Genomic DNA, 25509 nt, shown 5'->3' with positions numbered 1-25509 from the left:
AAGCTTCTATTTTAACAGCCATATTTAACGTACATATTTATTATTATGACTTCACAAAACATGCCTTCAGAAGAAAACGTGATAGACGTAGATCAAACAGATAGCTCGATAGCAACCGATACGGTCGCTGCTAACGATAGCGGCGCTAACATTCATGTTAGTGCCGATAATGGCGTTGATTTGGCCGATATCTTTGAGCCTTATTTTCGTCCAGATGCAAACACTATCGTGTGCGGTGCATTAGATGACGAAAAAGTTGCGGCTTTAGCGAAAGCGGGTGTCGAGCTGGTCATCAACTTGCAGCCTGATGACGAGTTAAGCTTTGATGAGGCATCGGCGGTTGAGCAAGCAGGTATGTACTATGAACAGCTGCCTATCAGCGGTGCTAAAGAGCTAAAGCAGCTTAAGATATTGGCGTTTGATAATGTGCTACGTCAACATCATGGCAAAAAAGTCGCTATGCACTGTAGGTCGGGCAATAGAGTGGGAGCTGCAATTGCGCTGAGGGCAGGATGGTTGCGCGGGCGTAAGATGGATACAGCGATGGAACGTGGTCGCAGTCATGGTTTGACCAAGCTTGAACAAGAAGTTCATAATCGTTTGCTAGTACCGCGTTAACTAGATTTGTGGCATTGAATATTAGTGCTGTCTTAGACGTGAGTAAACTCTAAAAGTATCATCGAAATAAATAATAAAAAAGGCGACCAATAGGTGGCCTTTTTTATTGGCTCACAATTCATTTATACTGGTTCAAATATTTTATATAGCTTACGTCTTACTATCATCTGAAAACTAGAATAATTCATATCACTTGAGCAAGGTAATAATAATGGATCATAATACAGAAAATTCTAATACATCTATAAACGCTGACTTTCAAAAAAACTTACAGCAATTACTGACAGATTTACAGCTTGATGATGCACCTGCTGGCGGGGCTGTAGCCGTGTATCAAGCAGGTCAGTGTATAGCACAAGCCAGTACAGGTATGGCACGCTCTGATATGTCGTGGCAGCCCGATACGTTGGCTATTAATTTTTCTACCGGTAAAGGGGTACTGGCAACATTGGTTCATGTGCTGGTTTCGCAGCAACTGATCGAATATGACAAACCTATTGCCCATTACTGGCCAGAATTTGCTGCAAACGGCAAAGACCAAATTACGTTGCGACAAGTCATGTCACATCAAGCCGATTTGTTTTCGATTCAAAGTATTGATGTCGATAGCGAGACGGTACTTGATTGGGATACGATGCTGCGCCACATTGCAGCGATGCCCATTACTTCTCCCGAAGATGCGCCCAAGTATGACAGCGCTTATAGTGCATTAGTCTACGGTTGGGTATTGGGCGGCGTAGTAGAGGCGGTTACGAATCTATCGTTCGCTGAAGCACTGCGCCAGTATCTAACAGAGCCTCTGGGCATTGCCGACAGCTGCTATTTTGGTGTGCCAGATAGTAAAGTAGATCAGGTGGCAAAATTGGCCAAAGATTTTGAAGAATCAGAAAATATAAGCTCTCAATTAAAATCGAGACGTCAAAAACCAACCTTAAAAGTAGACTCTCAAGAAACTTTACGTACTTATGCAAGCTTACCTAGTTATCATTCCTGGCAACAGAAAATGCTAAGTGACAAGCGTGCAGCTGAGACGCAAAGTAGCCTTGATGACAGCCTTGATGAAAATCTAGATAGCTCTGATACTGACAGCGAGCAACCTATCTTGAATACGGCGCGTATTAATAGCTTATATTTCAATACCAGTCAGCTTAATCTAAAAAACTATAAGGCGGCGCTGATACCTGCTGGCAAACATGCTCTTGATTATCATAAGCGCCAGACGCTACAAGCTGTCATTCCAGCGGCAAATGGTGTCGCTTCCGCTAAAGCACTGGCAACGATTTATGCAATGCTTGCTAATGGCGGTGTATGGCAAGGAAAGACGCTGATTGATGGTGCTACTTTTGAGCAGTTATCTACTCCGCAGGTTGAGGGTTTAGATGCGGTTATGCCAGCGGCTATGAAATGGCGATTGGGCTACCATAGATTATTTAGCTTGTATGCTAACAACGATGATACGGATAAGAGAATGAGTCCTGCATTATCAGGATTTGGGCATATGGGGTATAACGGCTCGGTTGCTTGGTGCGACCCTGAGCGCCAATTGTCATTTGCTTTTATTCATAATTTTGATACCACTATGCTCAATGACGTTCGTCAGTTTGCGCTGACAGAAGCCGTCTTGAGCTGGATAGAAGAGATATTTTAATAATGCTAGTTTTAATCGCGAATTGATTCTGTTTCAAATATAAGCAGCATTAATTTTAATGCTGCTGATTTGGTGTCATTTTAAGCAGTCTTGATGCGCTAAGACCATGGATAAAGATAGAAGTCAAAATGACAATCGAACAAACAATCCATAGTTTGAGCGCATCCTCATCCGCGAAGAATCCTTGATTGAGCGCATAGGAAAGATAATATAGGGTACCGATACCACGAATACCCAAAGCCGATATTGCGTATTTCTCGGTATGTGGTAAGTTCAATCCTGATAAGGCAATAAATCCACCAATTGGACGTATAAGTAGTAAGAAGGTAAAGCTGACGATATAGACGCGCCATGTCAACTCGACATCTGCTTGCAACCCTTGACCAAGGAACATACCGAAGATAACCAGCACTAATGACATCAGTAAGCCTTCTGATTGCTCAGCGAAATCATGCAGTTTTTGATGATAAGTATGCTCACACTCTGAGCGACGAAACGCAAATGCGGCCACGAATACAGCGATAAAGCCATAACTATGTACATACTCGGCAAGACCATAGGCTAGTAGCGTCAACGCAATAACCACATAGCCTTGCGAGATGGTAGTCTCACGGGTATGTTTAGAAAACACGACTTTGGCCAATAATTTACCAACCAATACACCTACCACTACGCCTGCGCCAATCTTCCACAAGACGTCATGAGTAAACCACGACCATAGCATCTCGTAAGTAAAGGCCTTGCCTTCACTGAACGCTTCTGCGATCTTAATCGCTAGATACACAAACGGAAAAGCCAGGCCATCGTTCAACCCTGCCTCTGACGTTAAAGTAAAACGCGGAGTGTCTTCTCCTCCTGTATTGGGAGGTCCCACCTGAATGCTCGAAGCTAACACTGGATCAGTAGGCGCTAACACTGCACCTAACAAAATAGCTGCACCAAGGCTTAAACCAAACGCGTAATACCCCAAGACTGCCATCGCAAAAATACCAATAGGCATGGTAATAAGTAGCAGTCTTACAGTTGGTCGCCACAATCGCCAAGACAACTCTGTATCGATTTTAATGCCAGCACCAACCAATGAGACCAATACAACAATCTCAGTCAGTTTTTCGATGAGTAAACCGTTATCAAGTGGGTCTAAAAAGGACAAAGACGTCCACCAGTAGCCCATCATCAGACCGAAGCTGACTTGGAGCATCGGTAATGAGATAGAGGTGCGCTTAAAAATAACAGGAAACAATGCCCCGAGCAAAAAGGCAATCCCGCAGATTAATAAGAATAAGTTATATTTTTCAATCATAAGGTTTACGCACGTCGTTATGTTTTAAGGGTCGATTTTAAGAGGGTAATTTTAGATATTGATGACAATTCACAGCAATAGTTGATAGTCAGTCACTGATACTCTTTATCATGACGCCAAAATAAAATAATTACCGCAAAAAATAGTTATCAAAACGACAGCTACGTTGTTTTTTGGTGAAAAAAAAGCCTGCATTACGCAGGCTTAATATTTTTATCAGTATGTCTGGAGCATTGATAGCTTACAGACTAGCGCTCCACTTGGCTCACATCACGTACGGCACCCGTATCAGCACTGGTAGTCATAGCAGCATAAGCACGCAATGCTGGCGAGACATGACGATCACGGTCGACAGGCTTCCATGCATCACGTCCACGCGCTTCCATAGCTTCTCGGCGAGCAGCTAAGTCTGCGTCGCTCACTTGCATGTTGATGGTACGATTTGGGATATCGATATGAATACTATCGCCTTCTTCAACCAAACCAATCGCACCGCCTTCAGCAGCTTCTGGGCTAGCATGGCCAATTGATAAACCTGATGTACCACCAGAGAAACGACCATCTGTCAGTAGGGCGCATTCTTTGCCCAATCCTTTTGACTTTAGATAAGTCGTTGGGTACAGCATCTCTTGCATACCAGGGCCGCCTTTAGGGCCTTCGTAGCGAATGATGACGACATCGCCTGCAACGATTTGATCAGCCAATACCGCAGCAACCGCATCATCTTGTGATTCAAATAGACGCGCGCGACCAGTAAAGGTTAAGATGCTTTCGTCGACGCCTGCGGTTTTGACCACACAGCCGCGCTCAGCGATATTGCCATATAGTACGGCTAAGCCGCCATCTGTAGAGTAGGCGTGTTTGGCACTACGGATACAGCCTGACTCACGGTTGACATCGAGGTTTGACCACTCTTTTGATTGTGAGAATGCTTCTGTGGTACGTACGCCACCAGGTGCTGCAAGGAAGCGTGCGCGAGCTTCATGATTGTCAGGGTTCATGATATCCCACTTATCAATCGCTTCTTTCATCGTTGCGCTATGGATAGTTGGTACATCAGTTTTTAGTAACTCGGCGCGATCAAGCTCAGCAAGTAATGCAAAGACACCGCCAGCACGATGCACGTCTTCCATATGGTATTTCTGTGAGGCAGGGGCTACTTTTGCCAGACAAGGCACACCGCGACTCAAACGGTCAATATCAGCCATCTTAAAGTCGATCTCTGCTTCATTGGCCGCAGCAAGTAGATGCAAGATGGTATTGGTTGAGCCACCCATAGCGATATCTAAGCTCATGGCATTTTCAAAAGCAGCCTTGGTAGCGATAGAGCGTGGTAGTACAGAGTCATCATCTTGCTCATAACGACGCTTAGCAAGCGACACAATGGTACGACCCGCTTCTAAGAATAGCTCGCGGCGCAATGAATGAGTAGCTAGCAGTGAGCCATTACCTGGTAAGGCTAGGCCTAAAGCTTCGGTCAAGCAGTTCATCGAGTTGGCTGTGAACATACCAGAGCATGAGCCACAAGTAGGGCAGGCTGAAGCTTCGATAGCAGCGACGTCTTCATCACTGATGCTATCATCAGCAGCATCCATCATTGCATCGACAAGGTCAAGTTTGCGAACAGCGCTACTGTCACTACTATCCGTATTATGGCTCTTACCAACGGTACTGGCTAAGATTTTGCCCGCTTCCATTGGACCACCTGAGATAAATACCACTGGAATGTTAAGGCGCATGGCGGCCATCAACATACCCGGAGTGATTTTGTCACAGTTAGAAATACAAACTAGCGCATCTGCACAGTGGGCATTGACCATATACTCGACAGAATCAGCGATCAAATCGCGGCTTGGTAGCGAGTACAACATACCGCTATGGCCCATCGCAATACCATCATCGACCGCAATGGTATTGAACTCTTTTGCAACGCCGCCTGCTTGCTCAATCTCACGGGCGACCAGCTGTCCAAGGTCTTTTAGATGCACATGGCCGGGTACAAACTGGGTAAAAGAGTTAGCAATCGCAATGATTGGCTTGCCAAAGTCGCCGTCAGTCATGCCGGTTGCACGCCATAATGCGCGCGCGCCTGCCATATTACGACCGCCGGTAGAGGTTTTTGAGCGATAATCCATGTGATATTCCTTACAAATAGGCGGGGTTATAAAAATGTGCACCCTCAGTTTTAATAGGGATAGTGTGCTTTTTATAGAGAGTGAGTACTAGTGAATAATACTAATTCGTTACCATACCATTAGATATGAATAACTAAAAACAATATGCTAATAATAACGAATTAATAATCACAAGCGATGAGCAAAAAAACAGTTATTCAAAACATCTATTCAATACGTTCTAATATGGCTTTGTCAAACCAAGGAAGATCAGCTTTGTCTGCTTCTAATTTCACAATGGCTGCAAGCGCATGAGTAGCTAGTAGCTGCTGATAACCACTACTAGCTTCAATCGTCAACAGTGACTCGGCAGAGAGTGCTGGCGTATTAGGGTTTTGCTCGTCAATACTAATTAATATTTGCTTATTATTTTTATAGAGGACGTCTACACGACCAAAAAACTGCCAGTCTTTAAAAGCGGCAATAATAGCGTCGGCAGCATCTTTAGTATATACCTGCTGCGTCTCTTTACCCGTATTGGTCCAATGTAGTCGTACAGCCAACTGCAATGCCTCACTAAATACCACTAACGAGCCGATAATTTTTACATGCCAAGGACTGGTCAGCAGCTCCTCGTCAATACCAATTAACTTGGCAGCTTGATGAGCTGACATGGGTTTATTGAATTGAAGCAGTAGCTCAGGAGTAAGCGGGTGCGTCTGTTTGATCGCATCATCTAAACTGTCATAGTGATACAAAAAAGGCAGTGGCAAATCTTGCGTGACAGTCTTCTTTATAATTTTACAATTGTGTATCTGCCAGCTGATGGCTTTATCAGTCAATGCTTCTGCTAATATGATAGCGTTTGGATCGATAGTTTGAGTACCACTTTCCCTCTCAATATCAGAGTGTTCTTCCTGATTATCAAGGGTTGCGGTAGTGTTATCCATATTTGTTTGAGTTGGCAAAGTAGGCAAATCCATAAACATAGCGTTATTAAAATAGAGGGTTAATATAACATTTTAAGGGCATGACTCGCCAATAAATTAGTGAGCTAGCATGGTTGGAATATGGCTTGATATTTTTCAAATTCGGTTGTCATACTGACTTGTACTAAAGTTATATTTCGTCCACTATATGACAGATGCTTTTATCTATTTTGGATAGCTATTGAGCTATTAATTAACTAATAATAAAACTCTTAAAGGAAAAAATAATGACTGAAGTAAATCAAAAGACTGCTTATGACGACAATAATATTTTTGCCAAAATGTTAGATGGTGATATTCCATATCACAAAGTATATGAAGATGATAAAACGCTGGCCTTTATGGATATCATGCCACAAGCAGAAGGCCATGTATTGGTCATACCAAAACAGAAAGCCGTTGATTTGGCGGATCTTGAGCCTGAATATGCTGCTGCGGTGCTAATGACGTCTAAGAAAGTCATGCAAGCTCAGCGCCAAGTATTTGAGCGTGAAGGCGTTATCCAAATGCAGTTGAATGGCTCACAAGCAGGTCAAACAGTCTTTCATTATCATGTACATCTCATTCCATCAAGTATCCATGAATTGGGTCGTCATGCAGTAACCCAAGCTGATAATAATGATTTGGCAAATATTGCGCAGAAGTTGGCGGCAGTGATTGATGCTTAGTTAGGAAACAGATTGCTTCTGTTTAGGTACAACAAATACTGGTATTTATGAATTAGCGAGCATTTATAGATTATAAATTACCAAAGTAGAGTACATATACAATCCAAAGGCAGCTAGCAAGCTGCCTTTTTTATTTTCTTGGTAATAGTCATGTAACATTCGTTAAAGTCATGTTACGAGTTGAACGCTTGTCTAGGGTTTTGGAAAAGAGTGTGATAATTATTATAACCATTCACACACATTTTCTAATCTTTGCCTTAATTAAAAATTTTCATAAAAAGGCATCGTCAACTTTTGAGGATATTATCTTTCATGAGTAAATTACCTCGTTCGACTATTTTATTACCAGTCTTTGTACCTGCAGCCATTATTATGCTGCTATTGGTCATTGGTACGGCTATTAATCCTGAAGCAGCGGGTGCTCTGTTTAGTGATGTGCTTAGTTTTACGACTGAGACATTCGGCTGGTTTTATATGCTGGCAGTGGCCCTGTTTTTGATGTTCATTATCGTACTGGCGTTTTCGTCTTATGGCAGTATCAAGCTGGGTCCTGATCATGCTGAGGCGGAGTACGGATTCCTTGAATGGTTTGCCATGCTATTTTCGGCAGGCTACGGGATTGCGCTACTGTTTTATGGAGTAGCGGAACCAGTGATGCATTTTTCTAGTCCACCAATGTCGGATCCTCAGACCATTGCGGCGGCAAAAGAGGCGATGCAAATTGCGTATTTCCATTGGGGTTTTCATATTTGGGCGATTTATGGTGTTGTTGGTTTATCACTGGCGTATTTTGCGTTTCGTCATGGTCTACCATTATCAATACGCTCGACACTGTATCCGATTATTGGTGACAGGATTCATGGCCCTATCGGTCATACGGTCGATGTGTTTGCGATATTGGGTACGATGTTCGGTATTGCTACCAGTCTTGGCCTGTCAGTGTCGCAGATTAATGCAGGTCTAAACTACTTGTTACCTGATATTATCCCCGTGAATACTACCATACAGGTCGTGGCGATTGCATTAGTGACATCAGCAGCACTGGTGTCCGTATTGGCAGGGATGGACAAAGGGGTAAAACGCTTGTCTATTCTAAATATGGTATTGGCAACTGCGCTGATGGTGTTTGTATTTGTAGTAGGGCCGACGATCTTTATCCTAAATGCCTTTATGGAAAATACGGGTAGTTATTTGGGTAATATCGTTGAGCGTACCTTTAGCTTACAAGCGTACGAGAATAGCGATTGGATCGGTAGCTGGACCTTGTTTATTTTTGCATGGACGATTGCATGGGCGCCTTTTGTCGGTCTGTTTATTGCCAAGATTAGCCGTGGTCGTACCATCCGGGAGTTTGTACTCGGTGTGATGTTGGTGCCAACGTTCTTTACGTTCTTTTGGTTTTCGGTGTTTGGTGATACTGCCCTACATATGATTATGGTCGATGGCTATAACTCACTCATCAGCGAGGTACAAAACAACCAAGCGATTGCTTTATTTAAATTATTAGAGCGGTTACCGTTTACCGAATTTGTGTCGTCATTGACTATTTTGTTGATTATTACGTTTTTTGTGACGTCATCGGATTCTGGCTCATTGGTGATCGATTCGCTAGCGGCTGGTGGTCGTAGTGATACGCCATGGTGGCAGCGTAGCTTTTGGGTAGTGACTGAAGGGGCCGTTGCCGCGGTGCTTTTGATTGCAGGCGGTCTCACAGCGCTACAAACGGCAGCAATCGTTAGTGCACTACCATTTGCGATTATCATTCTGATCTCCATGTTCGGTATGTGGCGTGCGCTGCGTATCGAAGGACATCGTAATCAAAGCCTTGATCAAAATAACAAACTACCGCCGCATCTACTCAAACCGTCTGCATGGCGTGAGCGCATTGACTATATGGCTGATAAGCCCACACGTGACAAGGTGCTAAACTACATCAAAGAAGTGGTGATGCCTTCGATGATGGAAGTGTCGTCTAAATTTGCAGAAACTGGCTGGACGACTGAAGTCAACTATGACGCGGTCAATAACCGTGCGGTGCTTGAGTTACAACGCGGTGACGATGTCGAGTTTTGGTATGAGGTGCGCTTATCTGAGCATGATGCGCCTGATTATTATACTGAAGACAGTGCAGATACTTTGCCACAAGAGCATCATCATCGCGCTGAGGTGTATCTACGCCGTGGTGGTCAGACCTATGACTTATACGGCTACAAATCTGAATCAGTGATTAATGACATCATTGATCAGTTTGAGAAGTATTTACATTTCCTCAATGTATCGCCTGATAGTCTGCCGTGGCGCATGCAAGAGCATGATGATGACATCACACTAGAGCAGGGCAGTGTGTTTGATAAATAATGCATGAAATGTATCAAAAACGAGTAATGCTTATGCAAGCTATTCACGTTAATCGCTTGCAATAAACGCAGGAATCCTTAGAATAACGGCTTGTTTTCCTTACAAATCAAGCCGTTTTTTTATGTCTATTGATTCTCCCATTTTACCTTCGTCCTCGACTTTGTCTGATCATCCGCTATTACAGCCATTAAATATCGGTGGCCTGACGATTGAAAACCGTTTGATGGTCGCACCGATGGCAGGCGTGACAGACAATCCCTTTCGCCGATTATGCAAATCATTTGGCGCAGGCCATGCGGTCAGTGAAATGATCATCGCTGACACGGCGCTTTATGCACGCAAAAAATCTCTGTACCGTGCCAATTTTGACAATGAGATTGCGCCTATTTCGGCGCAGATAGCAGGTGCTGAGCCGGACAAACTGGCTGAAGCGGCTCGTTATCAAATTGATAATGGCGCACAGATTATCGATATTAATATGGGCTGTCCGGCCAAAAAGGTCTGTCGTAAGCTGGCAGGCTCTGCATTGTTGCAAGATGAGGATTTGGTCGCGCGTTTGCTAGATGCAACGGTCAATGCCGTGGATGCACCTGTCACGCTAAAAACACGTCTAGGCTTTGAAAACGGTCGTGAAAATATCTTACGAGTCGCCAAGCGTGCTGAGCAGGCCGGCATTGCAGCAATTGCTATTCATGGACGTACGCGTGAAGACATGTACACAGGCAGTGCACGCTATGAGCTAATACGCGAAGTCAAAGAAAGCATTAGCATTCCTGTTATTGCCAATGGCGATATCGATAGCGCACAAAAAGCCCAACACGTCTATGAAATGACAGGCTGTGATGCGGTGATGATCGGGCGGGCAGCCCAAGGTCAACCATGGATATTTCGCGATATTGAGCACTTTTTGCGTACTGGCGAGCGCCTAGAGGCACCAAGCGTCAGTGAGATAAAAGAGATCGTACTGGCCCATTTGCAAGAGCTCTATGATTTTTATGGGGAGTACTCAGGCTGCCGTATCGCTCGCAAACATATTGCATGGTATACGACAGGTATTCCAAACTCTAACGCTTTTAGACAGGCGATGTATGGCGAAGAAAGTACCGTTGGGCAATTCAAAGTGGTCGAGACTTTTTTGCAGGCGCACGAATAGTAATCGCTTAAATCTTGTTTTATAAACCAGTGCTAATCATGTCTATGCATCGTTTTTTGATGGCGCTTTTATCTAACAGCTATGCCTTATCAATTGGTACAGTATCAGTATCAGGCTGTTTGTCAGGCGCAGGTTTTCTATTTTGCCAAGGGAATCGTCCTTCTAGTTCAACCTGTAACGATAAGCTTAAAAAGGTTCGAATCAGTACGATGAAACCTAGCACCAGTACGCTGCGTAGCGATGGCTCAGTGACGACAGTAGCCACGATATCAGCGGCGATTAGCACCTCTAATCCCAACAATATAGACTTGCCTACGGTCTGTCTGATCTCTACATAAGTATCATTATTAAAATGATTCGATGCTCGAAAAGCCCTATATAAAGCAAGAAATAGCCCAAAAAACATAATGAGGACGCCAATGACTTCGATCATTTTGGCAATTAAGTCGATATAGTGAGTTAGTGTGTCTATCAAAGCAGATACTCCTAATAATTAATCAGAAAAAAGCTTAGCACTTAACACTTAGTACTTAGCACTTAGGAATTAACAATAAGCTAAAAATGTATTTATAAATATTTATATCGACGACGAAATTTGTAAAAGTTCCGTTAGCTAACGCCCACTATGGTTTTGTTCACTCCATACGACATTTTTTGCTATGCTATAACCGAATACCAATAACTATAGAATAAACGAAAAGGACTTTTTATGGCCAATCTCTCGAAAAAAGCAATTACCAAAGCCGTCAAAGGCAAGAATATTATCATTACAGGCGCTTCAAGTGGTATCGGTGAGCGTACGGCTTTTTTGCTCAGTGAATGTGGCGCGCATGTTATTTTGCTGGCCCGTACTGAAGATAAGCTAAAAATGGTCAAAGAAAACATTGAAACACTTGGTGGCACGGCCAGTTATTATCCATGTGATCTGACCAATATGGATGAGATTGAAAAAACCAGTGAAAAGATTTTGGCTGACTTTAAGCATGTTGATGTACTAGTCAACAATGCGGGTCGTTCGATTCGCCGTTCAGTGCATGAATCGGTCAACCGTTTTCATGACTTTGAACGTACCATGGAGATTAATTATTTTGGCGCGGTCAAAATTATTCTTGGTTTCTTGCCAACGATGATTGGTCGCCAGACCGGTCAAATCGTGAATATCTCTTCAATTGGGGTGTTGGCAAACAGTCCGCGCTTTTCAGCTTATGTCGCGTCAAAGGCGGCCTTAGATGCATTTAGTCGCTGTTTGGCTGCTGAAGTCAAAGGCGATAATATCAAAGTAACCAATATTTTTATGCCACTTGTGCGTACCCCGATGATTGCGCCAACCAAGCTATATCGTTATATGCCAGCACTGATGCCTGACGAAGCCGCGATGATGGTCGCAAAAGCCATCGTTCATAAGCCAAATAGCATTGCTAGTAATATGGGCAAATTTGCCTCGGCGACTTATTCACTGGTACCAGCCTTTAATGTTGGCGTCCAGTCCATTGGTTATCGCATTTTCCCAAGTTCGACTGCTGCGCAAACGACGGATAGCAAGCCTAACCTTGCTCAGCGTGCCTTTGCCAAAATTCTTCCTGGTGAGCATCACTAGAAACGATTTGTTATCAGGCTCGAATTTGAATAAGAAGGATACTACGGTATCCTTTTTTCATGCCTCAAATAATCTTAAGCAGTATAAAAGCCTTCTTCTCCGTTTATATGTGAAAGACTTAGTTATACGTTAAATAAACCTTTAAAACTTCCGCTGTTAAATTTCCTTCATATCTCTAATTTTTAAAAAGATGAATAAAATTCATCTTATGTTTAAATTGTATCGTTTTTATTCATGTTTAGATTTCGGTATGATTCACCTCATACACAGATTTGGTTTTATCTCAGATAAATAAGGTAGCGGATCACCATGAGTAAAGAATTCAATTGTTCAATTAAGCACATTCGTTTTGACGAAAACTATCAGCCTGCAGATAGCACGCGTTTGACGACTAACTTTGCAAATTTGGCACGCGGCAAGCACCGCCAAGAGAACTTACGCAAAACGTTAACCATGATCAATAACCGATTCAATGCATTGGCGCATTGGGACAATCTGACAGCAGATCGCTATTCTGTTGAAGTTGATATCATCTCTGTCGATCTAGATGTTAAAGGCAATGGTCAGACGTTTCCTATTATCGAAACGCTAAAAACAACGATTGTGGATCATAAAGAAAACAAGCGTATCGACGGTATGGTTGGCAACAGTTTCTCATCTTATGTGCGTGATTATGACTTTAGTATTGTGTTACCAGAGCATCGTGACAAAAACCTAGCATCCATAACGCCAGATAATTTTGGTGAGTTGCACGGCAAGCTGTTTCAATACTTATTGAACTCAGAGGCTTACAACGCTCATTTTCACAAAAAACCTGTGATTTGCCTGAGCGTGTCAACCAGCAAGACTTACTATCGTACTGTCAATCAGCATCCTGTATTGGGCATTGAGTACAAGCAAGATGAATACTCGTTGACCGACGACTACTTTCATAAAATGGGCTTAACGGTACGTTATTTTAAGCCTGAAGGTAGCGCCGCGCCATTAGCATTTTATTTTGCAGGGGACTTGCTAAGTGATTACACGGATCTTGAGCTGATTAGTGCAATCAGTACCATGGAGACCTTTCAGAAGATTTATCGTCCTGAGATTTACAATGCCAACTCAAGCGCTGGTCAAGTGTATCAACCTAGCCTGAATTACCAAGACTATTCATTGACTCAAGTGGTCTATGACCGCGCCGAACGCAGTCAAATGGCAGTGACCCAAGGCAGATTTACTGAGAAGCATTTTATCAAGCCGTATCAAACAATCCTTGAGGAATGGGCTGCAAGCTATGATGTAACAGGCGATACTGCTCAAAAAGAAGCTGCTGATAAAGAAACGGCTAGGAAGCAAGCCGCTTAACTGCGCATCACTCATCAACACAATAAAAAATAAATTAATCAGAAGATAACTCGTATGAAACTACTATTACCGACGTCTACCGCTGGCAGCTTACCAAAACCTTCTTGGCTAGCAGAACCCGAGAAAATTTGGTCACCTTGGGCGTTAGAGGGCGAGCAATTGCTTGAAGCCAAGCAAGATGCGCTACGTGTATCATTGCAAGAACAGCAGCATGCAGGGATTGATATTGTGAGTGATGGCGAGCAGACCCGTCAGCATTTTGTAACTACGTTCATCGAACACCTTGATGGTGTTGACTTTGAGAAGCGCGAAACGGTAAAAATCCGCAATCGTTATGATGCGAGCGTGCCGTCAGTCGTTGGTGCGGTGAGCCGTCCGAAGTCCGTGTTCGTTGATGATGCCAAGTTTTTACGTCAGCAAACCGATCAGCCAATCAAATGGGCGTTGCCAGGGCCGATGACGATGATTGATACGTTATATGACGGTCATTATAAAAGCCGTGAAAAATTGGCTTGGGAATTTGCTAAAATCCTGAATCAAGAAGCAAAAGAATTAGAAGCGGCTGGCGTCGATATTATCCAGTTTGATGAGCCTGCATTTAATGTATTCTTTGATGATGTGAACGACTGGGGTATTGCAACTTTAGAGCGCGCCATTGAAGGCCTAAAATGTGAGACAGCTGTCCATATTTGCTATGGCTACGGCATCAAAGCCAATACCGATTGGAAAAAGACACTGGGATCAGAGTGGCGCGAATACGAAAAAGCATTCCCTAAACTGCAACAGTCGAAAATCGATATCATCTCACTGGAGTGTCAAAACTCACGTGTACCTATGGATCTGATTGAGCTGATTCGCGGTAAAAAAGTGATGGTCGGTGCGATTGATGTGGCAACCAACACTATCGAGACACCGGAAGAGGTGGCAGATACGCTACGCAAAGCGCTACAATTTGTCGATGCTGATAAGCTGTATCCTGCCACTAACTGCGGCATGGCACCTTTGTCTCGCCAAGTCGCACGTGGTAAGCTCGCAGCATTAAGCGCTGGTGCTCAAATTGTTCGTCAAGAACTGACTGCTTAGAGTTTAGCCGTTTAGGAAATTCTATTTAAAGAATTTCCTTTGCAAAACTAAAATTGAAGCACAATTTTTTAACGTTATTTTTTAACGTTTCTCAGGATTGAAGCAATGATTAAAGATAGGATTGACGTGACCGAATTTAGAGATGCCATGTCTTTGCTAACGACTGCGGTCAATGTGGTGACCACAGCAGGTGCAACGGGCGTACATGGGTTTACAGCATCGGCAGTATGTAGCGTCACAGACACACCGCCGACCTTGCTTGTCTGTATGAATCAAACGTCTCGGTCACATGGCTACTTTCTAGAAAATAAGATTTTAAGTGTCAATGTGTTAGGCGCGCAACATGAGCAGCTGTCCAATGCTTTTGCCTCTAAACTGTGTTCAGAAGAACGGTTTGAATATGGTTCTTGGACACAATTACAAACAGGCGCTCCTGTGTTAGAAGATGCCTTGGTCAGCTTTGATTGTGAGATTGAACAAATTCAACAAGTCGGCACGCATAGCGTCTTTATGTGCCGCGTTGTCGCTATCAATCAGTCTGAGCCACAAGGCGGCACTGATGAAGGGTTGGTTTACTTTAATCGTGCCTATTCTAGAGTTGGGCAAGTGGAGCTTATTTAATCCAATATCTATAATCCAACACCTAAGCCTATGGGCTATTGCTCGTTCAATATTGAGAAGTCGTTTAACTATAATAATCATCTCGTTAAATCTAAATAAGAAGTAACTATCCTGTGGAATTAATAACTTTTTTAATAATAGGGGCGCTAGCAGGATTTGCTGCAGGGCTATTTGGAGTGGGCGGTGGCACTATTATCGTACCACTGCTATTTATCGTCTTTACGCAAATGGGTTATAGTCCTGACACTATTATGCATTTGGCCTTGGGTACTTCACTGGCGACTATTATCGTCACGTCCATAAGCTCGCTCATGGCGCATAATAAGAAGGGCGCAGTCATGTGGCCTGTCTTTAAAAATCTGACGCCAGGCTTAGCAATAGGGTGCTTTTTAGGTGCAGGGATCGCAGGACAGATATCTGGATTATATCTCCAGTTAATTGTAGGTGTGTTTTTGCTTTGGGTCGCTTATAAAATGTTTATGGGCGGCAAAAAGAAGGCAAATAACGATGCTGGTAATGTCCATATAGCTTTGCCTTCAAAACCTAAGCAGCTAGCAGCAGGGGCTGGTATTGGTATCGCTTCTGCTATTTTTGGGATTGGCGGTGGTAGCTTAACCGTACCTTACCTCACGCGTTACGGTGTGGTTATGCAAAAAGCCGTTGGAACCTCAGCCGCATGTGGATTGCCTATCGCGATTGCAGGTGCGCTAGGGTTTATGTTCTTTGGCATGCAAGCGCAAGTCGATGTGCCCAATACGATTGGCTTTGTCCATATCTATGCTTTTTTAGGTATTAGCATCATGAGCTTTTTCACCGCCAAGATAGGCGCAAAAGTTGCTCACGCATTATCGCCACAGTTGCTGAAAAAATGCTTTGCAGTACTGTTAACCGTCGTAGGCTGTTACTTCTTATATAAAGGATTGCTCTAAGTAATTTGAGCTTAATGGACGCTTAAAAGGATTCAAGAGCAGGTTTTCAATTAGCATACCGACTAGCTACATTCTTAAATTGTAGCTAGTCGGTATGCAGTTTTATAGAAGGTATGTTTATTCAGTCCTTTATTTAGCTAAATCAATTAACCAAATACTCGCCATAATATCCAAAATATTCCTATCATCAAGACAGCAATGACGAGCAGTCGTTTTAGCCAATAGGGCAGTAGAGGTTTCTTGTATCCCAAGTCGTTTAATTTACTATCCATACCAGTTTGTAGGCTTTTAAAGTCTTGTTTCTGACTAGCGGCTTTTACGCGGTTTTTTACCAGGGGTTCAGGATTGTCTTCGGTTTCTTGCTCTCTATCAAAGCTAATGGCCTGATTAGGAATGCCTTGTTTATTAGCGATGGTATTGAGCTTCTGTTGTTGCTTTACTTTTAGCTGGGTCTCATAAGCATCAATTCTACTTTTGGCTTCATCCATACTGATGTTTTCGTCTGCCGCCAAAGTTTTAATAGCCATTACTAGGTTGTTTTTCTCGACCATCATAATGACGTCTTTTGGCAACTTGGTATTGACCGGTTTTGCGCTAGGGTCGGGGTTAAACATGACTGTCCTTATTACGGCGTATAAGTGCGAATGAGTTATATGCTCATTATAACCATGTTAGATAAGCAATGTTCAAGCAAAAAAAATACCGCGGCCACTATGGTGACTGCGGTATTTTATTATTTATCGTTATTGGCAGTTTTGCCAATATTTGATAATTATAGATCTTTCCAACGTTGGATAGACTCTTTGATGACTTCTTTCGCTTCTGCGACATCGCCCCAAGATTCAACAACCGTCGTACCAGCTTTTTTCAGGTCTTTGTAATGGCTGAAATGGAACTCTAACTGGTTGATTAACTGCTTTGGTAGGTCTTCTAAGCTGTTGTAAGCATTGCCTGTATCACGGTCATCAGCAGGTACGACAACGATTTTGTCATCTACTTCGCCATCATCAACAAACTTCATGACACCGATAACTTTGGCTTTTAAGAAAATACCAGTCGGTAGTGGCTGTTCAGTCAATAGCAATACGTCAAGCTCATCACCGTCTTCGTCAAGTGTTTGTGGGATGAAGCCATAGTTACAAGGTTTGGCAAAAATCTGTGGGTCAATACGGTCAAGCTCAAATACTGCTAATTCGCGATTCCACTCAATTTTATGGCTGCTACCAGCTGGGATCTCTACTACTACATTGATGATGCCGCCGTCTACGTCGCCTGCGTCCAAAATTTTGTTAAAATCTGCCATAAAATGCTCCAATTTGCTTTTGTTTTAGATGTTTGAATAAGGGGTTGAGCTAGGGATACAGCAAGGATAATTGCTGCGTCCAATTTGTACTGCATGCGATTATAGCAAGTTTGTACTGAATTTTCTCTTAATATTTAAGTCTAAGCGTGCAAGATATTATGCAAAAAAAGATTATGCAAAAATAGGCTCAGAACTTACTTGGGCGAGATAGCTCGCAACTCAATCAGCCCAGCATGACGCTTGGCGATGTTATCAATAAGTTTTTGAGTGACTGTCTCATAGCTAAATGAATCGCTCATTTGCTGCTCAGTCTGCGCATCTGGCTCTGTTTGCTCTGAATCTGTCTGCATGGCTACAAAGTCAGACAATCGCAACATTTGCATGCCAGCATAGCCACAAGGATTGATGGCGTTAAATGAAGATAGGTCACAATTTAAATTAATCGCAATACCATGGTAGCTAAAGCCATGCTTAATCTTAAAGCCTAGCGAGGCCATTTTGCCCAGCATAATCTTATTATCAAGAGAGTTGTCATCTGTAGAGGTGCTGTCATCTGTTGCAGCAGTATCTGCATATAAGTAGACACCTGGGGCATCACGGCGTGCATGAGCACTGATATTATCACTATTAGATGGTGAGCTACTCAAACAGTCATTGATGACGTCTTCTATCGATTGCTCAGCATGGGAGACGAGATTGCGTACACTCCATTTGAGACTGTCTAAGTCAAACAACCAATAGATAACCAGCTGCCCATGACCGTGCCATGTCACCTGACCACCGCGATCGGTCTTGATGATAGGCGTGTCAGTACGCTGTAATATATGCTCTTCTTTGCCTGCCTGTCCCAGCGTGTAGACGTCGTTATGATCGACAATCCACAATTCATCAGGCGTACGCAGCCCTTGTTGTTTTTTTAGATCGATACGTTCGAGGGTGCGTGCCAGCATCGCATCGAGAGTAGGGACATAATCGGCCGCTGATAGAGATTTGCTGACAAGCGTATCATTGAGGGGTTGTGTGTCATTTTGCATGAGAGTATCTGTCTTATTATTATCAAGTTTAAAATAAATAATGCTCATCGGTAGTGTAGCAGTTTTGGCGACTATCGCCCAAAGATATATACTGGTGCAATGTCTGTAAATGGCGTAAATGCTAATAATAAACAGCTAGCAATTGATGATGAAATAATAGGTATAGAACGGTGGTAAGTCGCTTATAAAGGTACTGCTAGTACAGACGCAGTAGTCAACCAAAGATGCTGTTCATTGCTCAGTCGATGCGCTACATTAAAGTGTGATGAATGGAATCTGATGAAGTTTATAGTCAGAGTAGGTTATCAAAGAGTGCACCTGACTAGAAAGATAGAGCCTCTAACCCAATATAGTATAGTGACTACAAACCTTATGACTATTATTATGATTATGACAAGGAAGACAAATGACAGATAGCAACCAAATCGCCCATGAGCAGGCAGTGACCGAGTCAGGTTTTGCACTGCAGCGTGTGCCTGAAGCTCTAAGTACGGCGACGACTATCGATGAGATGAAAGCGCAATTTACACGCTTGCAAATGTTAAGCCGTACCCAGCCAATCAACGATTGGGGCACTCGTACGATGCAGCTAGATAATCTAGAAGTGATGCTTAGCGATAACCAAGAGAGTTTTGCAAAGGCGATTAGTGCAGACTTTGGCTATCGTAGCCAGTCAGAGACGCAGTTTGCTGAGTTGTTTCCTAGCTTTACCGGTATCAGCCACGCCAAGAAACACGGCAAAAAGTGGATGAAAGCACATCGTGCGCCTATTTCAGCGCTATATATGCCAGCCCATAATGAAATTCAGCCTCAGCCATTGGGTGTGGTCGGTATCATGGTGCCTTGGAACTATCCATTATTTTTAGCAATTGGCCCGATGATTGATGCAATCACCGCAGGCAACCGAATTATGGTCAAAATGAGTGAGGCCGCGCCGCAATTTGCTCAGACGTTTGCTGACGCCATTGCTCGTTATTTTTCGCCAGATATGATCTGTGTGGTGCTCGGTGAAGTTGAGATTGCCGCCGCCTTTAGTGAGCTACCATTTGATCACCTACTATATACTGGATCGACTGCGGTGGGCAAAAAAGTCATGGCTGCTGCTGCGCCAAATCTAACGCCAGTGACGCTTGAGCTTGGTGGTAAATCACCAGTGATCGTACTAGATGATGCCAATCTAGAGTCTGTCGTCAATCGAGTGATGATGGGTAAGACACTAAATGCTGGACAGACGTGTATTGCGCCAGATTATGTCTTGATTCAGCGCCAATACCATGACCAGTTTATCGAACTCGCAAAAGAGTGGATGACCAAGCATTATCCTGATATCGAAGAAAACCCAGATTACTCTCGCATTATTAATGGTGAGCAGTTTAAACGGGTAAAAGGCTATCTAGATGCGCTAACAGGTGGCGAGGTACATGCGTTAACTGGCGCCGAACCCAATATAGAAACCCGTCTGATGCCGCCAGTCATCGTCAGCGAGCCTGCGCCTGATAGCGACCTTATGCAAAATGAAATTTTTGCTCCGATATTGCCGCTGATGCATTATGAGACGCTTGATGATGCCATTTACTTTGTAAATTCGCGTCCACGCCCATTGGCGCTATATGTGTTTAGTGACAACTACAGCAGTATCGAAAACGTTCGTAATAATACGGTCTCAGGTGGCTTATGTATCAACGAAGTTTTGATACATGTGGCTCAGCATGATTTGCCGTTTGGTGGTGTGGGTGACTCTGGTACTGGCGCATACCATGGTAAGGCCGGCTTTGAACGCCTCAGCCATATGAAGCCGATTTTTGTCCAAACCAAGCTCAATGGCCTGAATTTATTATTGCCGCCTTATGGTGGACTGTTTAAAAAGGCGATGGCGCTTTTTTTGAAATAACTGTTCTTGAAATAACAGTCTTTAAAATAACAATTCTTGAATTAGACATTTTATAGTAGCTATAGAAATTAATAGTGACCTTTTTTAGTCGATATCATAACCAATAGCACCTATCCAGATAGGTGCTATTTTTTTGTCTAAAATATGAATTTACAAACATAGATTTCTCAAATTAAGAGCGACGTGTCATAAGAGCTTTATCAAAATTATCGTAAATTTATCTAATGCGTTAATCGACAAATAAGCGTTTGTCATCACTTCTATAAATCGCTACACTTTGTAGTAAGTCTAAACAACAGTAGATAGTGGCTGAATGGTCTAGAGCTAGCATTGGTAAACTTGATATAGCGACGTTCAGCTATTTTTTAGTTCTATTGTTTTGATAGTGACTTCATGCCGATACAACATAATAATAGGAAAGAGTATGCGCCAATGGATTGCATTAAGCTTACTTTGGATGAGCGCGTTACTACTGCCTGTATCGGCGTCAGCGGCGTGTGAATCACCGATCAAATTTGGGGCGCTAACCTGGGAGAGTGGGCAGTTTACCTCTGGCGTAAAACCACCGGTCTAGACAGTCTTTTTAACAACGCACATCCTGGTACGGGTGCTGCTCTCGATGCCGAAATTGCCTCCGCTTTTGAACAGCATAAGCCACTGTTGTTTTACTACTGGCAACCCACTGGGCTAATGGCAAAATATGACCTTGCGCCATTAGAGTTTCCAGCTTATGAGGATGCTTGTTGGCAAAATCTGCTGCTCGCTGATGGTAAGATGGATTGCGTGTCAGGATTCCCAGTATCGCCGTTAGGTATTGCCGTTTCTACCCCGTTTGTCGAATCCAATCCTGAACTAGCAGCTGTCTTTGAAAAGGTGCAATTTACCTCTGATGAGCTGAACGGTGCTATCTTGGAGATGAGCGAAAGTAAACGCACTGGCGATGAGCAAGCCATGGTGTTTTTGCGTGACAACCCAGAGGTTTGGCAAGCATGGTTATCCGATGAGGCTGCTACCAATCTCGCTACCAAGTTAGGTCTTAGCTCAACGGGTGCTATTTCTACAGAAGCAACTGCATCTAGTATCAATGTGTCAGCGCTCGCATCAAGCTTTCCTTCATGGTCGCTTGAGACCCCACTCAATAATGCTTTAGCAAATTTGGTCCAAAACTATGGTGATGTATTTCGTACTATTAGCACGATGGCGCTTACTTATCTGCTACTACCTATTGAACGATTACTAACGGTTATCCCGCCTTGGCTTATTATTGCATTTGTGACTGTGCTTGGCTGGTTTGGTGTTCGCAAGATTTGGTTCGCGCTGGCATGTGGTGCAGGGTTATTTTTGATAGGTGCTTTTGGTTTATGGGGCGCACTGATCGATACTTTAGCGCTGCTTATCGTATCGGTACTGGTCACGGTGGTGATTGGTATTCCTATTGGTATTGCTATGTCAGGTAGCAAACTGCTACGCAAGACTGTGACGCCAGTGTTAGATATCATGCAGACCATGCCGAGTTTTGTATATCTCATACCAGTGCTGATGTTGTTTGGTATTGGTAAAGTGCCTGCGTTATTCGCGACTGTGATTTATGCGCTGCCACCCTTGATTCGTCTGACGACGTTAGGGATTACACAAGTCAATCATGAAATGGTCGAAGCAGGACGATCCTTTGGTAGTACGCATTTACAGCTACTTCTTTGGATTAAATTGCCACAAGCGTTGCCCAGTATTATGGCAGGTATCAATCAGGCCGTAATGATGTCACTTGCCATGGTGGTATTGGCCTCAATGATTGGTGCTCCTGGTCTTGGTGAAGATGTGTTGCAGTCTATCCAAACGCTCAATATCGGTCAGGGCCTACAAGCAGGTACGGCCATCGTTATCGTTGCCATTATCATTGATCGTATTACGCAAGCATTTGGTCAAGGTAAGCGTACCCGTCAAAAAAACATCGAAGCAGGCAGACGTCCGATTGGGTAGAAGGTTGTGTAATGGTGGCATATGACTGAAACCATGGTAATCGACCGAAGCCCTGATAATAAAAACCACGTGAATAGTGAGAGCACCGATGAATCATATTCAACTAAAAAATATCAGTAAGATTTATAATGCCAGTAGCACGCAAGCACAGTCTGCATTGGCATTGCTGGCTGAGGGTATGGATAGCATCAAAGTAAAAGAGCAAACGGGCTATTCAGTTGGTCTGTATGATATCAATCTAGATATTAAGGCAGGCGAGTTGCATTGCATCATGGGTCTATCAGGCTCTGGCAAGTCAACGCTGATACGCCATATTAACCGCTTGATAGATCCAACCAGTGGTGAGATATGGGTAGATACTGCTCTGAATAGAGACCATGCGACCCACAAGATGGCTGATAGGCAATCAGCGACAGATAATGTAAATACGGTAGTAGAAGAAAGTTCTGCTACGGCTATTAACATTTTAGCGCTCAACGATAAGCAGTTGCAGCATTATCGTCAGCAGACCGTCAGTATGGTCTTTCAGCACTTTGGCCTCGTGCCACACATGACAGTTATGCAAAACGTCGCTTATGGTCTACGCGTGCGAAAAATGAGTACCAAAGATCGCCACGAAATTGCACGGTATTGGCTAAATGAGGTTGGGCTACCTAGTCTGGAGCATAGCTATCCTGACGAGCTGTCGGGAGGCATGCAGCAGCGTGTGGGTCTGGCGCGTGCTTTGGCCACTGACAATCCAATTTTGCTAATGGATGAAGCGTTCTCTGCACTTGATCCGCTCATTCGCGCTCAGTTGCAAGACCAACTACTCGAATTACAAGATCGATTGAACAAGACCATTGTATTTATTACCCATGACATCGATGAAGCTGTCAAAGTAGGTCAGCGTATCAGTATGCTAAATGGCGGTCGACTCATACAAACGGGGACGCCAAGCGAGTTGCGGCATAATCCTGCTGATGATTATGTGGAGCAGTTTATGAGTGCAAAAGCGTAAGCCGTGTTAACTATCCATGAATAGGTTGTCTGGATAGACTTATACGTTATTTTTATAAATGGTTTAAATAATCGTAATTATTTTGCTGGCATTTCGACGTCATTTTTCTGCAATCAAAAGTGAACTCTGAAATAAATACCAAATTTCGTTATACTGAACGGCTTATCGATGGCTCATAATGAATGAGCGTGTATTGTTTATCGTCCACATATGATGTCGCTTTGTCTATCAAATGACGTTTGTTTCTTATTTTGCACTTTTAAGGCCATAGCATGACCGTTTCTTATGCACCTATTATTACTTCATTGCTTGATAATGATTTGTACAAATTTACGATGTTACAAGCCATGCTGCATCAGTTCCCGCAAACCCATGGTGTTTATCGCTTTCGCTGCCGTAATAACAAAGATGCAGCCTATCCGTTGGCTGATATCCAAAAAGATCTAGAGCAGCAACTAGACAGCTTATGCGAATTGCGATTTTTGCCAGATGAGCTCGAGTACTTGCGTAGCTTACGCTTTATTCGCTCAGATTTCGTTGACTATCTAGAATTGTTTAAGCTAAAGCGTCGTTTTATTACGGTAAGTACAGACGATAAAGGTCGCCTGTTTATCGATATCGAAGGGCCGATGATTCAAGCGATGTTCTTTGAAGTATTTGTACTGGCTATTGTCAATGAGCTGTATTTTAATGCGCTATCTAATGACAGCGTGATTGAAGAAGGACAACGTCGCCTCGATGCAAAAGTAGCGCTATTACATCAATATGCCGAAAAGCAAACCCAGTACGGTCAGTATACACCGCCATTTATCGTCGCTGATTTTGGCACGCGTAGACGCTTTAGTCGACGCTGGCAAGCACACGTAGTGAAAACGTTACATAAAGCCGAGCCAAAGATAGTTGGTGGTACATCAAACGTATATTTGGCCAAGCAATTAGGAATGACGCCAATAGGCACCATGGCGCACGAGTTTATGCAGGCGTTTCAAGCATTAGATGTGCGTCTGCGAGATTCACAAAAGGCCGCGCTTGAAGCGTGGGTGCATGAGTATCGTGGCGACTTAGGTATTGCATTGACAGACGTAGTCGGCATGGATGCGTTCTTACGTGATTTCGATTTGTATTTTGCTAAACTATTCGACGGTCTGCGTCATGATAGCGGCGACCCTTACATCTGGGGCGATAAGGCGATTGCCCATTATGAGAAGCTAAAGATAGACCCAAAAACCAAGATTCTAACTTTTAGCGATGGGTTAGATTTAGAGAAGGCGTGGGAGCTGCATCAATACTTTAAAGGTCGCATTAGAACCAGTTTCGGCATCGGCACCAATCTAACCAATGATATGGGCATTACGCCGATTAATATCGTGCTTAAGTTGGTAGAGTGCAATGGTCAGCCAGTCGCCAAGCTGTCTGATAGCCCAGGCAAGACCATGATTAATAACGACACGTATCTTGCCTACCTGCGCCAAGTCTTTGAAGTTGACGAACCAGAATAAACCGAATATCAAACTGTTGCATTGCCAAATGTGCCAAATAAGATTGATGCGCTTGGTTTGACCAATCAGCTGCTATCTAGTGGCTGATTTTTATTTAACTATCAACACTGCTAGTAGATTTTTCTTCGGCAAAGGCGGCATCCAATGCTTGCTGTACAGCATTGATACGAGTCTCGCAAACGCGATAAGCGGCAATAGACTCTTCAACCGTTGTCATTAGATTATCAATATCAGGCTCATCTTGTTGCTGTAGTTCAGCCGCATTGGTTTTTAAAATATCATAAGCCGCCTTAAAGGTTTTTGGGGCGGCTTTTTTGCGTCGACGAGTAGGGGTAGTCATAAAATTTCCTAATTTTTAAAGATAAGTAGATGAG

Annotated in this window: 23 protein-coding genes; 15 read left to right on the top strand and 8 right to left on the bottom strand. The window is 43.4% G+C overall.

The window, feature by feature from the left end:
- The first annotated feature begins 45 nt into the window (after positions 1-45).
- Together JMX07_RS05565 and JMX07_RS05560 are read left to right on the top strand one after the other, a co-directional pair.
- Positions 46-618: a beta-lactamase hydrolase domain-containing protein gene (locus JMX07_RS05565; protein WP_227684644.1), complete on the top strand. Its 573-nt coding sequence runs from the start codon at positions 46-48 to the stop codon at positions 616-618.
- 211 nt (positions 619-829) lie between these two features.
- Complete coding sequence (locus tag JMX07_RS05560; protein ID WP_201606771.1) at positions 830-2266, top strand: serine hydrolase domain-containing protein; 1437 nt, start codon at positions 830-832, stop codon at positions 2264-2266.
- Between the two features lie 55 nt (positions 2267-2321).
- Here JMX07_RS05560 and JMX07_RS05555 read toward each other — a convergent pair whose 3' ends face one another.
- The 3 genes from JMX07_RS05555 to JMX07_RS05545 all read right to left on the bottom strand — a co-directional run bounded on the left by JMX07_RS05555 (position 2322) and on the right by JMX07_RS05545 (position 6666).
- Positions 2322-3569, bottom strand: a complete 1248-nt coding sequence (locus tag JMX07_RS05555) for a cation:proton antiporter (RefSeq protein ID WP_201606770.1) — start codon at positions 3567-3569, stop codon at positions 2322-2324.
- A 248-nt stretch (positions 3570-3817) separates the two neighbouring features.
- Positions 3818-5704: a dihydroxy-acid dehydratase gene (ilvD, locus tag JMX07_RS05550; protein ID WP_201606769.1), complete on the bottom strand. Its 1887-nt coding sequence runs from the start codon at positions 5702-5704 to the stop codon at positions 3818-3820.
- Positions 5705-5910: 206 nt separating this feature from the next.
- Positions 5911-6666: a hypothetical protein gene (locus JMX07_RS05545; RefSeq protein ID WP_201606767.1), complete on the bottom strand. Its 756-nt coding sequence runs from the start codon at positions 6664-6666 to the stop codon at positions 5911-5913.
- A 233-nt stretch (positions 6667-6899) separates the two neighbouring features.
- Here JMX07_RS05545 and JMX07_RS05540 point away from each other — a divergent pair, with 233 nt between their 5' ends.
- The 3 genes from JMX07_RS05540 to dusB all read left to right on the top strand — a co-directional run bounded on the left by JMX07_RS05540 (position 6900) and on the right by dusB (position 10851).
- Positions 6900-7340, top strand: a complete 441-nt coding sequence (locus JMX07_RS05540) for an HIT family protein (RefSeq protein WP_102090949.1) — start codon at positions 6900-6902, stop codon at positions 7338-7340.
- Between the two features lie 312 nt (positions 7341-7652).
- Positions 7653-9698, top strand: coding sequence for a BCCT family transporter (locus tag JMX07_RS05535; protein ID WP_201606765.1), 2046 nt, complete (start codon positions 7653-7655; stop codon positions 9696-9698).
- A gap of 121 nt (positions 9699-9819) precedes the next feature.
- A complete protein-coding gene (gene dusB / locus JMX07_RS05530; RefSeq protein ID WP_201606763.1) occupies positions 9820-10851 on the top strand; it encodes a tRNA dihydrouridine synthase DusB in 1032 nt (343 codons plus the stop codon).
- A 79-nt stretch (positions 10852-10930) separates the two neighbouring features.
- Here the strand turns inward: dusB and JMX07_RS05525 are convergent, their stop codons facing one another.
- Positions 10931-11326 carry a DUF1622 domain-containing protein gene (locus JMX07_RS05525; RefSeq protein WP_201606761.1) on the bottom strand — a complete coding sequence of 132 codons (396 nt, stop codon included), beginning with the start codon at positions 11324-11326 and terminating at the stop codon, positions 10931-10933.
- Positions 11327-11560: 234 nt separating this feature from the next.
- On the opposite strand from JMX07_RS05525, the gene JMX07_RS05520 reads away from it, so the two are divergent.
- The 5 genes from JMX07_RS05520 to JMX07_RS05500 all read left to right on the top strand — a co-directional run bounded on the left by JMX07_RS05520 (position 11561) and on the right by JMX07_RS05500 (position 16428).
- Positions 11561-12448, top strand: coding sequence for an SDR family NAD(P)-dependent oxidoreductase (locus tag JMX07_RS05520; protein ID WP_102077967.1), 888 nt, complete (start codon positions 11561-11563; stop codon positions 12446-12448).
- Between the two features lie 309 nt (positions 12449-12757).
- Positions 12758-13795: a DUF1852 domain-containing protein gene (locus JMX07_RS05515; RefSeq protein WP_201606759.1), complete on the top strand. Its 1038-nt coding sequence runs from the start codon at positions 12758-12760 to the stop codon at positions 13793-13795.
- A gap of 54 nt (positions 13796-13849) precedes the next feature.
- On the top strand, positions 13850-14878 hold the full coding sequence (locus tag JMX07_RS05510; RefSeq protein WP_102090954.1) for a methionine synthase: 1029 nt from the start codon (positions 13850-13852) through the stop codon (positions 14876-14878).
- 105 nt (positions 14879-14983) lie between these two features.
- Complete coding sequence (locus JMX07_RS05505) at positions 14984-15499, top strand: flavin reductase (protein ID WP_134292501.1); 516 nt, start codon at positions 14984-14986, stop codon at positions 15497-15499.
- 113 nt (positions 15500-15612) lie between these two features.
- On the top strand, positions 15613-16428 hold the full coding sequence (locus tag JMX07_RS05500; RefSeq protein WP_134292502.1) for a sulfite exporter TauE/SafE family protein: 816 nt from the start codon (positions 15613-15615) through the stop codon (positions 16426-16428).
- A gap of 146 nt (positions 16429-16574) precedes the next feature.
- Here the strand turns inward: JMX07_RS05500 and JMX07_RS05495 are convergent, their stop codons facing one another.
- From JMX07_RS05495 to lipB, 3 genes are all read right to left on the bottom strand, one after another.
- Positions 16575-17042, bottom strand: coding sequence for a hypothetical protein (locus JMX07_RS05495; protein WP_134292503.1), 468 nt, complete (start codon positions 17040-17042; stop codon positions 16575-16577).
- 158 nt (positions 17043-17200) lie between these two features.
- Positions 17201-17731 (bottom strand): inorganic diphosphatase, encoded by a 531-nt coding sequence (locus JMX07_RS05490; protein ID WP_057759479.1) that lies wholly within the window; start codon positions 17729-17731, stop codon positions 17201-17203.
- A gap of 194 nt (positions 17732-17925) precedes the next feature.
- The gene (gene lipB, locus JMX07_RS05485; protein ID WP_201606757.1) at positions 17926-18765 is read right to left on the bottom strand and encodes a lipoyl(octanoyl) transferase LipB; all 840 of its coding nucleotides are present in this window, start codon (positions 18763-18765) and stop codon (positions 17926-17928) included.
- A gap of 406 nt (positions 18766-19171) precedes the next feature.
- Here lipB and JMX07_RS05480 point away from each other — a divergent pair, with 406 nt between their 5' ends.
- From JMX07_RS05480 to pncB, 5 genes are all read left to right on the top strand, one after another.
- The gene (locus JMX07_RS05480; RefSeq protein WP_201606756.1) at positions 19172-20656 is read left to right on the top strand and encodes a coniferyl aldehyde dehydrogenase; all 1485 of its coding nucleotides are present in this window, start codon (positions 19172-19174) and stop codon (positions 20654-20656) included.
- Positions 20657-21080: 424 nt separating this feature from the next.
- Positions 21081-21230 (top strand): hypothetical protein, encoded by a 150-nt coding sequence (locus JMX07_RS13575; protein WP_227684642.1) that lies wholly within the window; start codon positions 21081-21083, stop codon positions 21228-21230.
- Complete coding sequence (locus JMX07_RS05475) at positions 21170-22636, top strand: ABC transporter permease subunit (protein WP_320158001.1); 1467 nt, start codon at positions 21170-21172, stop codon at positions 22634-22636. Before JMX07_RS13575 ends, JMX07_RS05475 begins: the two co-directional genes overlap by 61 nt.
- 88 nt (positions 22637-22724) lie before the next feature.
- Entirely contained in the window at positions 22725-23636 is a 912-nt protein-coding gene (locus JMX07_RS05470) for an ATP-binding cassette domain-containing protein (RefSeq protein ID WP_102077960.1), read from the top strand.
- Positions 23637-23908: 272 nt separating this feature from the next.
- Positions 23909-25135 (top strand): nicotinate phosphoribosyltransferase, encoded by a 1227-nt coding sequence (gene pncB / locus JMX07_RS05465; protein WP_201606755.1) that lies wholly within the window; start codon positions 23909-23911, stop codon positions 25133-25135.
- Positions 25136-25229: 94 nt separating this feature from the next.
- Here the strand turns inward: pncB and xseB are convergent, their stop codons facing one another.
- Entirely contained in the window at positions 25230-25475 is a 246-nt protein-coding gene (gene xseB / locus JMX07_RS05460) for an exodeoxyribonuclease VII small subunit (RefSeq protein ID WP_101205385.1), read from the bottom strand.
- Positions 25476-25509: the final 34 nt, after the last annotated feature.

It is taken from the genome of Psychrobacter immobilis, from assembly GCF_904846235.1.
Taxonomy (GTDB): domain Bacteria; phylum Pseudomonadota; class Gammaproteobacteria; order Pseudomonadales; family Moraxellaceae; genus Psychrobacter; species Psychrobacter immobilis_C.
Note: the sequence above shows the minus strand (reverse complement) of the source record. Positions and strands in the feature narration are given on the sequence as shown.

Excerpts from the sequence above, each read along its gene's own strand:
- JMX07_RS05565 (WP_227684644.1), top strand. The coding sequence starts at position 46 with ATGACTTCACAAAACATGCCTTCAGAAGAAAACGTGATAGACGTAGAT.
- JMX07_RS05560 (WP_201606771.1), top strand. The coding sequence starts at position 830 with ATGGATCATAATACAGAAAATTCTAATACATCTATAAACGCTGACTTT.
- JMX07_RS05555 (WP_201606770.1), bottom strand. The coding sequence starts at position 3,569 with ATGATTGAAAAATATAACTTATTCTTATTAATCTGCGGGATTGCCTTT.
- ilvD (WP_201606769.1), bottom strand. The coding sequence starts at position 5,704 with ATGGATTATCGCTCAAAAACCTCTACCGGCGGTCGTAATATGGCAGGC.
- JMX07_RS05545 (WP_201606767.1), bottom strand. The coding sequence starts at position 6,666 with ATGGATTTGCCTACTTTGCCAACTCAAACAAATATGGATAACACTACC.
- JMX07_RS05540 (WP_102090949.1), top strand. The coding sequence starts at position 6,900 with ATGACTGAAGTAAATCAAAAGACTGCTTATGACGACAATAATATTTTT.
- JMX07_RS05535 (WP_201606765.1), top strand. The coding sequence starts at position 7,653 with ATGAGTAAATTACCTCGTTCGACTATTTTATTACCAGTCTTTGTACCT.
- dusB (WP_201606763.1), top strand. The coding sequence starts at position 9,820 with ATGTCTATTGATTCTCCCATTTTACCTTCGTCCTCGACTTTGTCTGAT.
- JMX07_RS05520 (WP_102077967.1), top strand. The coding sequence starts at position 11,561 with ATGGCCAATCTCTCGAAAAAAGCAATTACCAAAGCCGTCAAAGGCAAG.
- JMX07_RS05515 (WP_201606759.1), top strand. The coding sequence starts at position 12,758 with ATGAGTAAAGAATTCAATTGTTCAATTAAGCACATTCGTTTTGACGAA.
- JMX07_RS05510 (WP_102090954.1), top strand. The coding sequence starts at position 13,850 with ATGAAACTACTATTACCGACGTCTACCGCTGGCAGCTTACCAAAACCT.
- JMX07_RS05505 (WP_134292501.1), top strand. The coding sequence starts at position 14,984 with ATGATTAAAGATAGGATTGACGTGACCGAATTTAGAGATGCCATGTCT.
- JMX07_RS05495 (WP_134292503.1), bottom strand. The coding sequence starts at position 17,042 with ATGTTTAACCCCGACCCTAGCGCAAAACCGGTCAATACCAAGTTGCCA.
- JMX07_RS05490 (WP_057759479.1), bottom strand. The coding sequence starts at position 17,731 with ATGGCAGATTTTAACAAAATTTTGGACGCAGGCGACGTAGACGGCGGC.
- lipB (WP_201606757.1), bottom strand. The coding sequence starts at position 18,765 with ATGCAAAATGACACACAACCCCTCAATGATACGCTTGTCAGCAAATCT.
- JMX07_RS05480 (WP_201606756.1), top strand. The coding sequence starts at position 19,172 with ATGACAGATAGCAACCAAATCGCCCATGAGCAGGCAGTGACCGAGTCA.
- JMX07_RS13575 (WP_227684642.1), top strand. The coding sequence starts at position 21,081 with ATGCGCCAATGGATTGCATTAAGCTTACTTTGGATGAGCGCGTTACTA.
- JMX07_RS05470 (WP_102077960.1), top strand. The coding sequence starts at position 22,725 with ATGAATCATATTCAACTAAAAAATATCAGTAAGATTTATAATGCCAGT.
- pncB (WP_201606755.1), top strand. The coding sequence starts at position 23,909 with ATGACCGTTTCTTATGCACCTATTATTACTTCATTGCTTGATAATGAT.
- xseB (WP_101205385.1), bottom strand. The coding sequence starts at position 25,475 with ATGACTACCCCTACTCGTCGACGCAAAAAAGCCGCCCCAAAAACCTTT.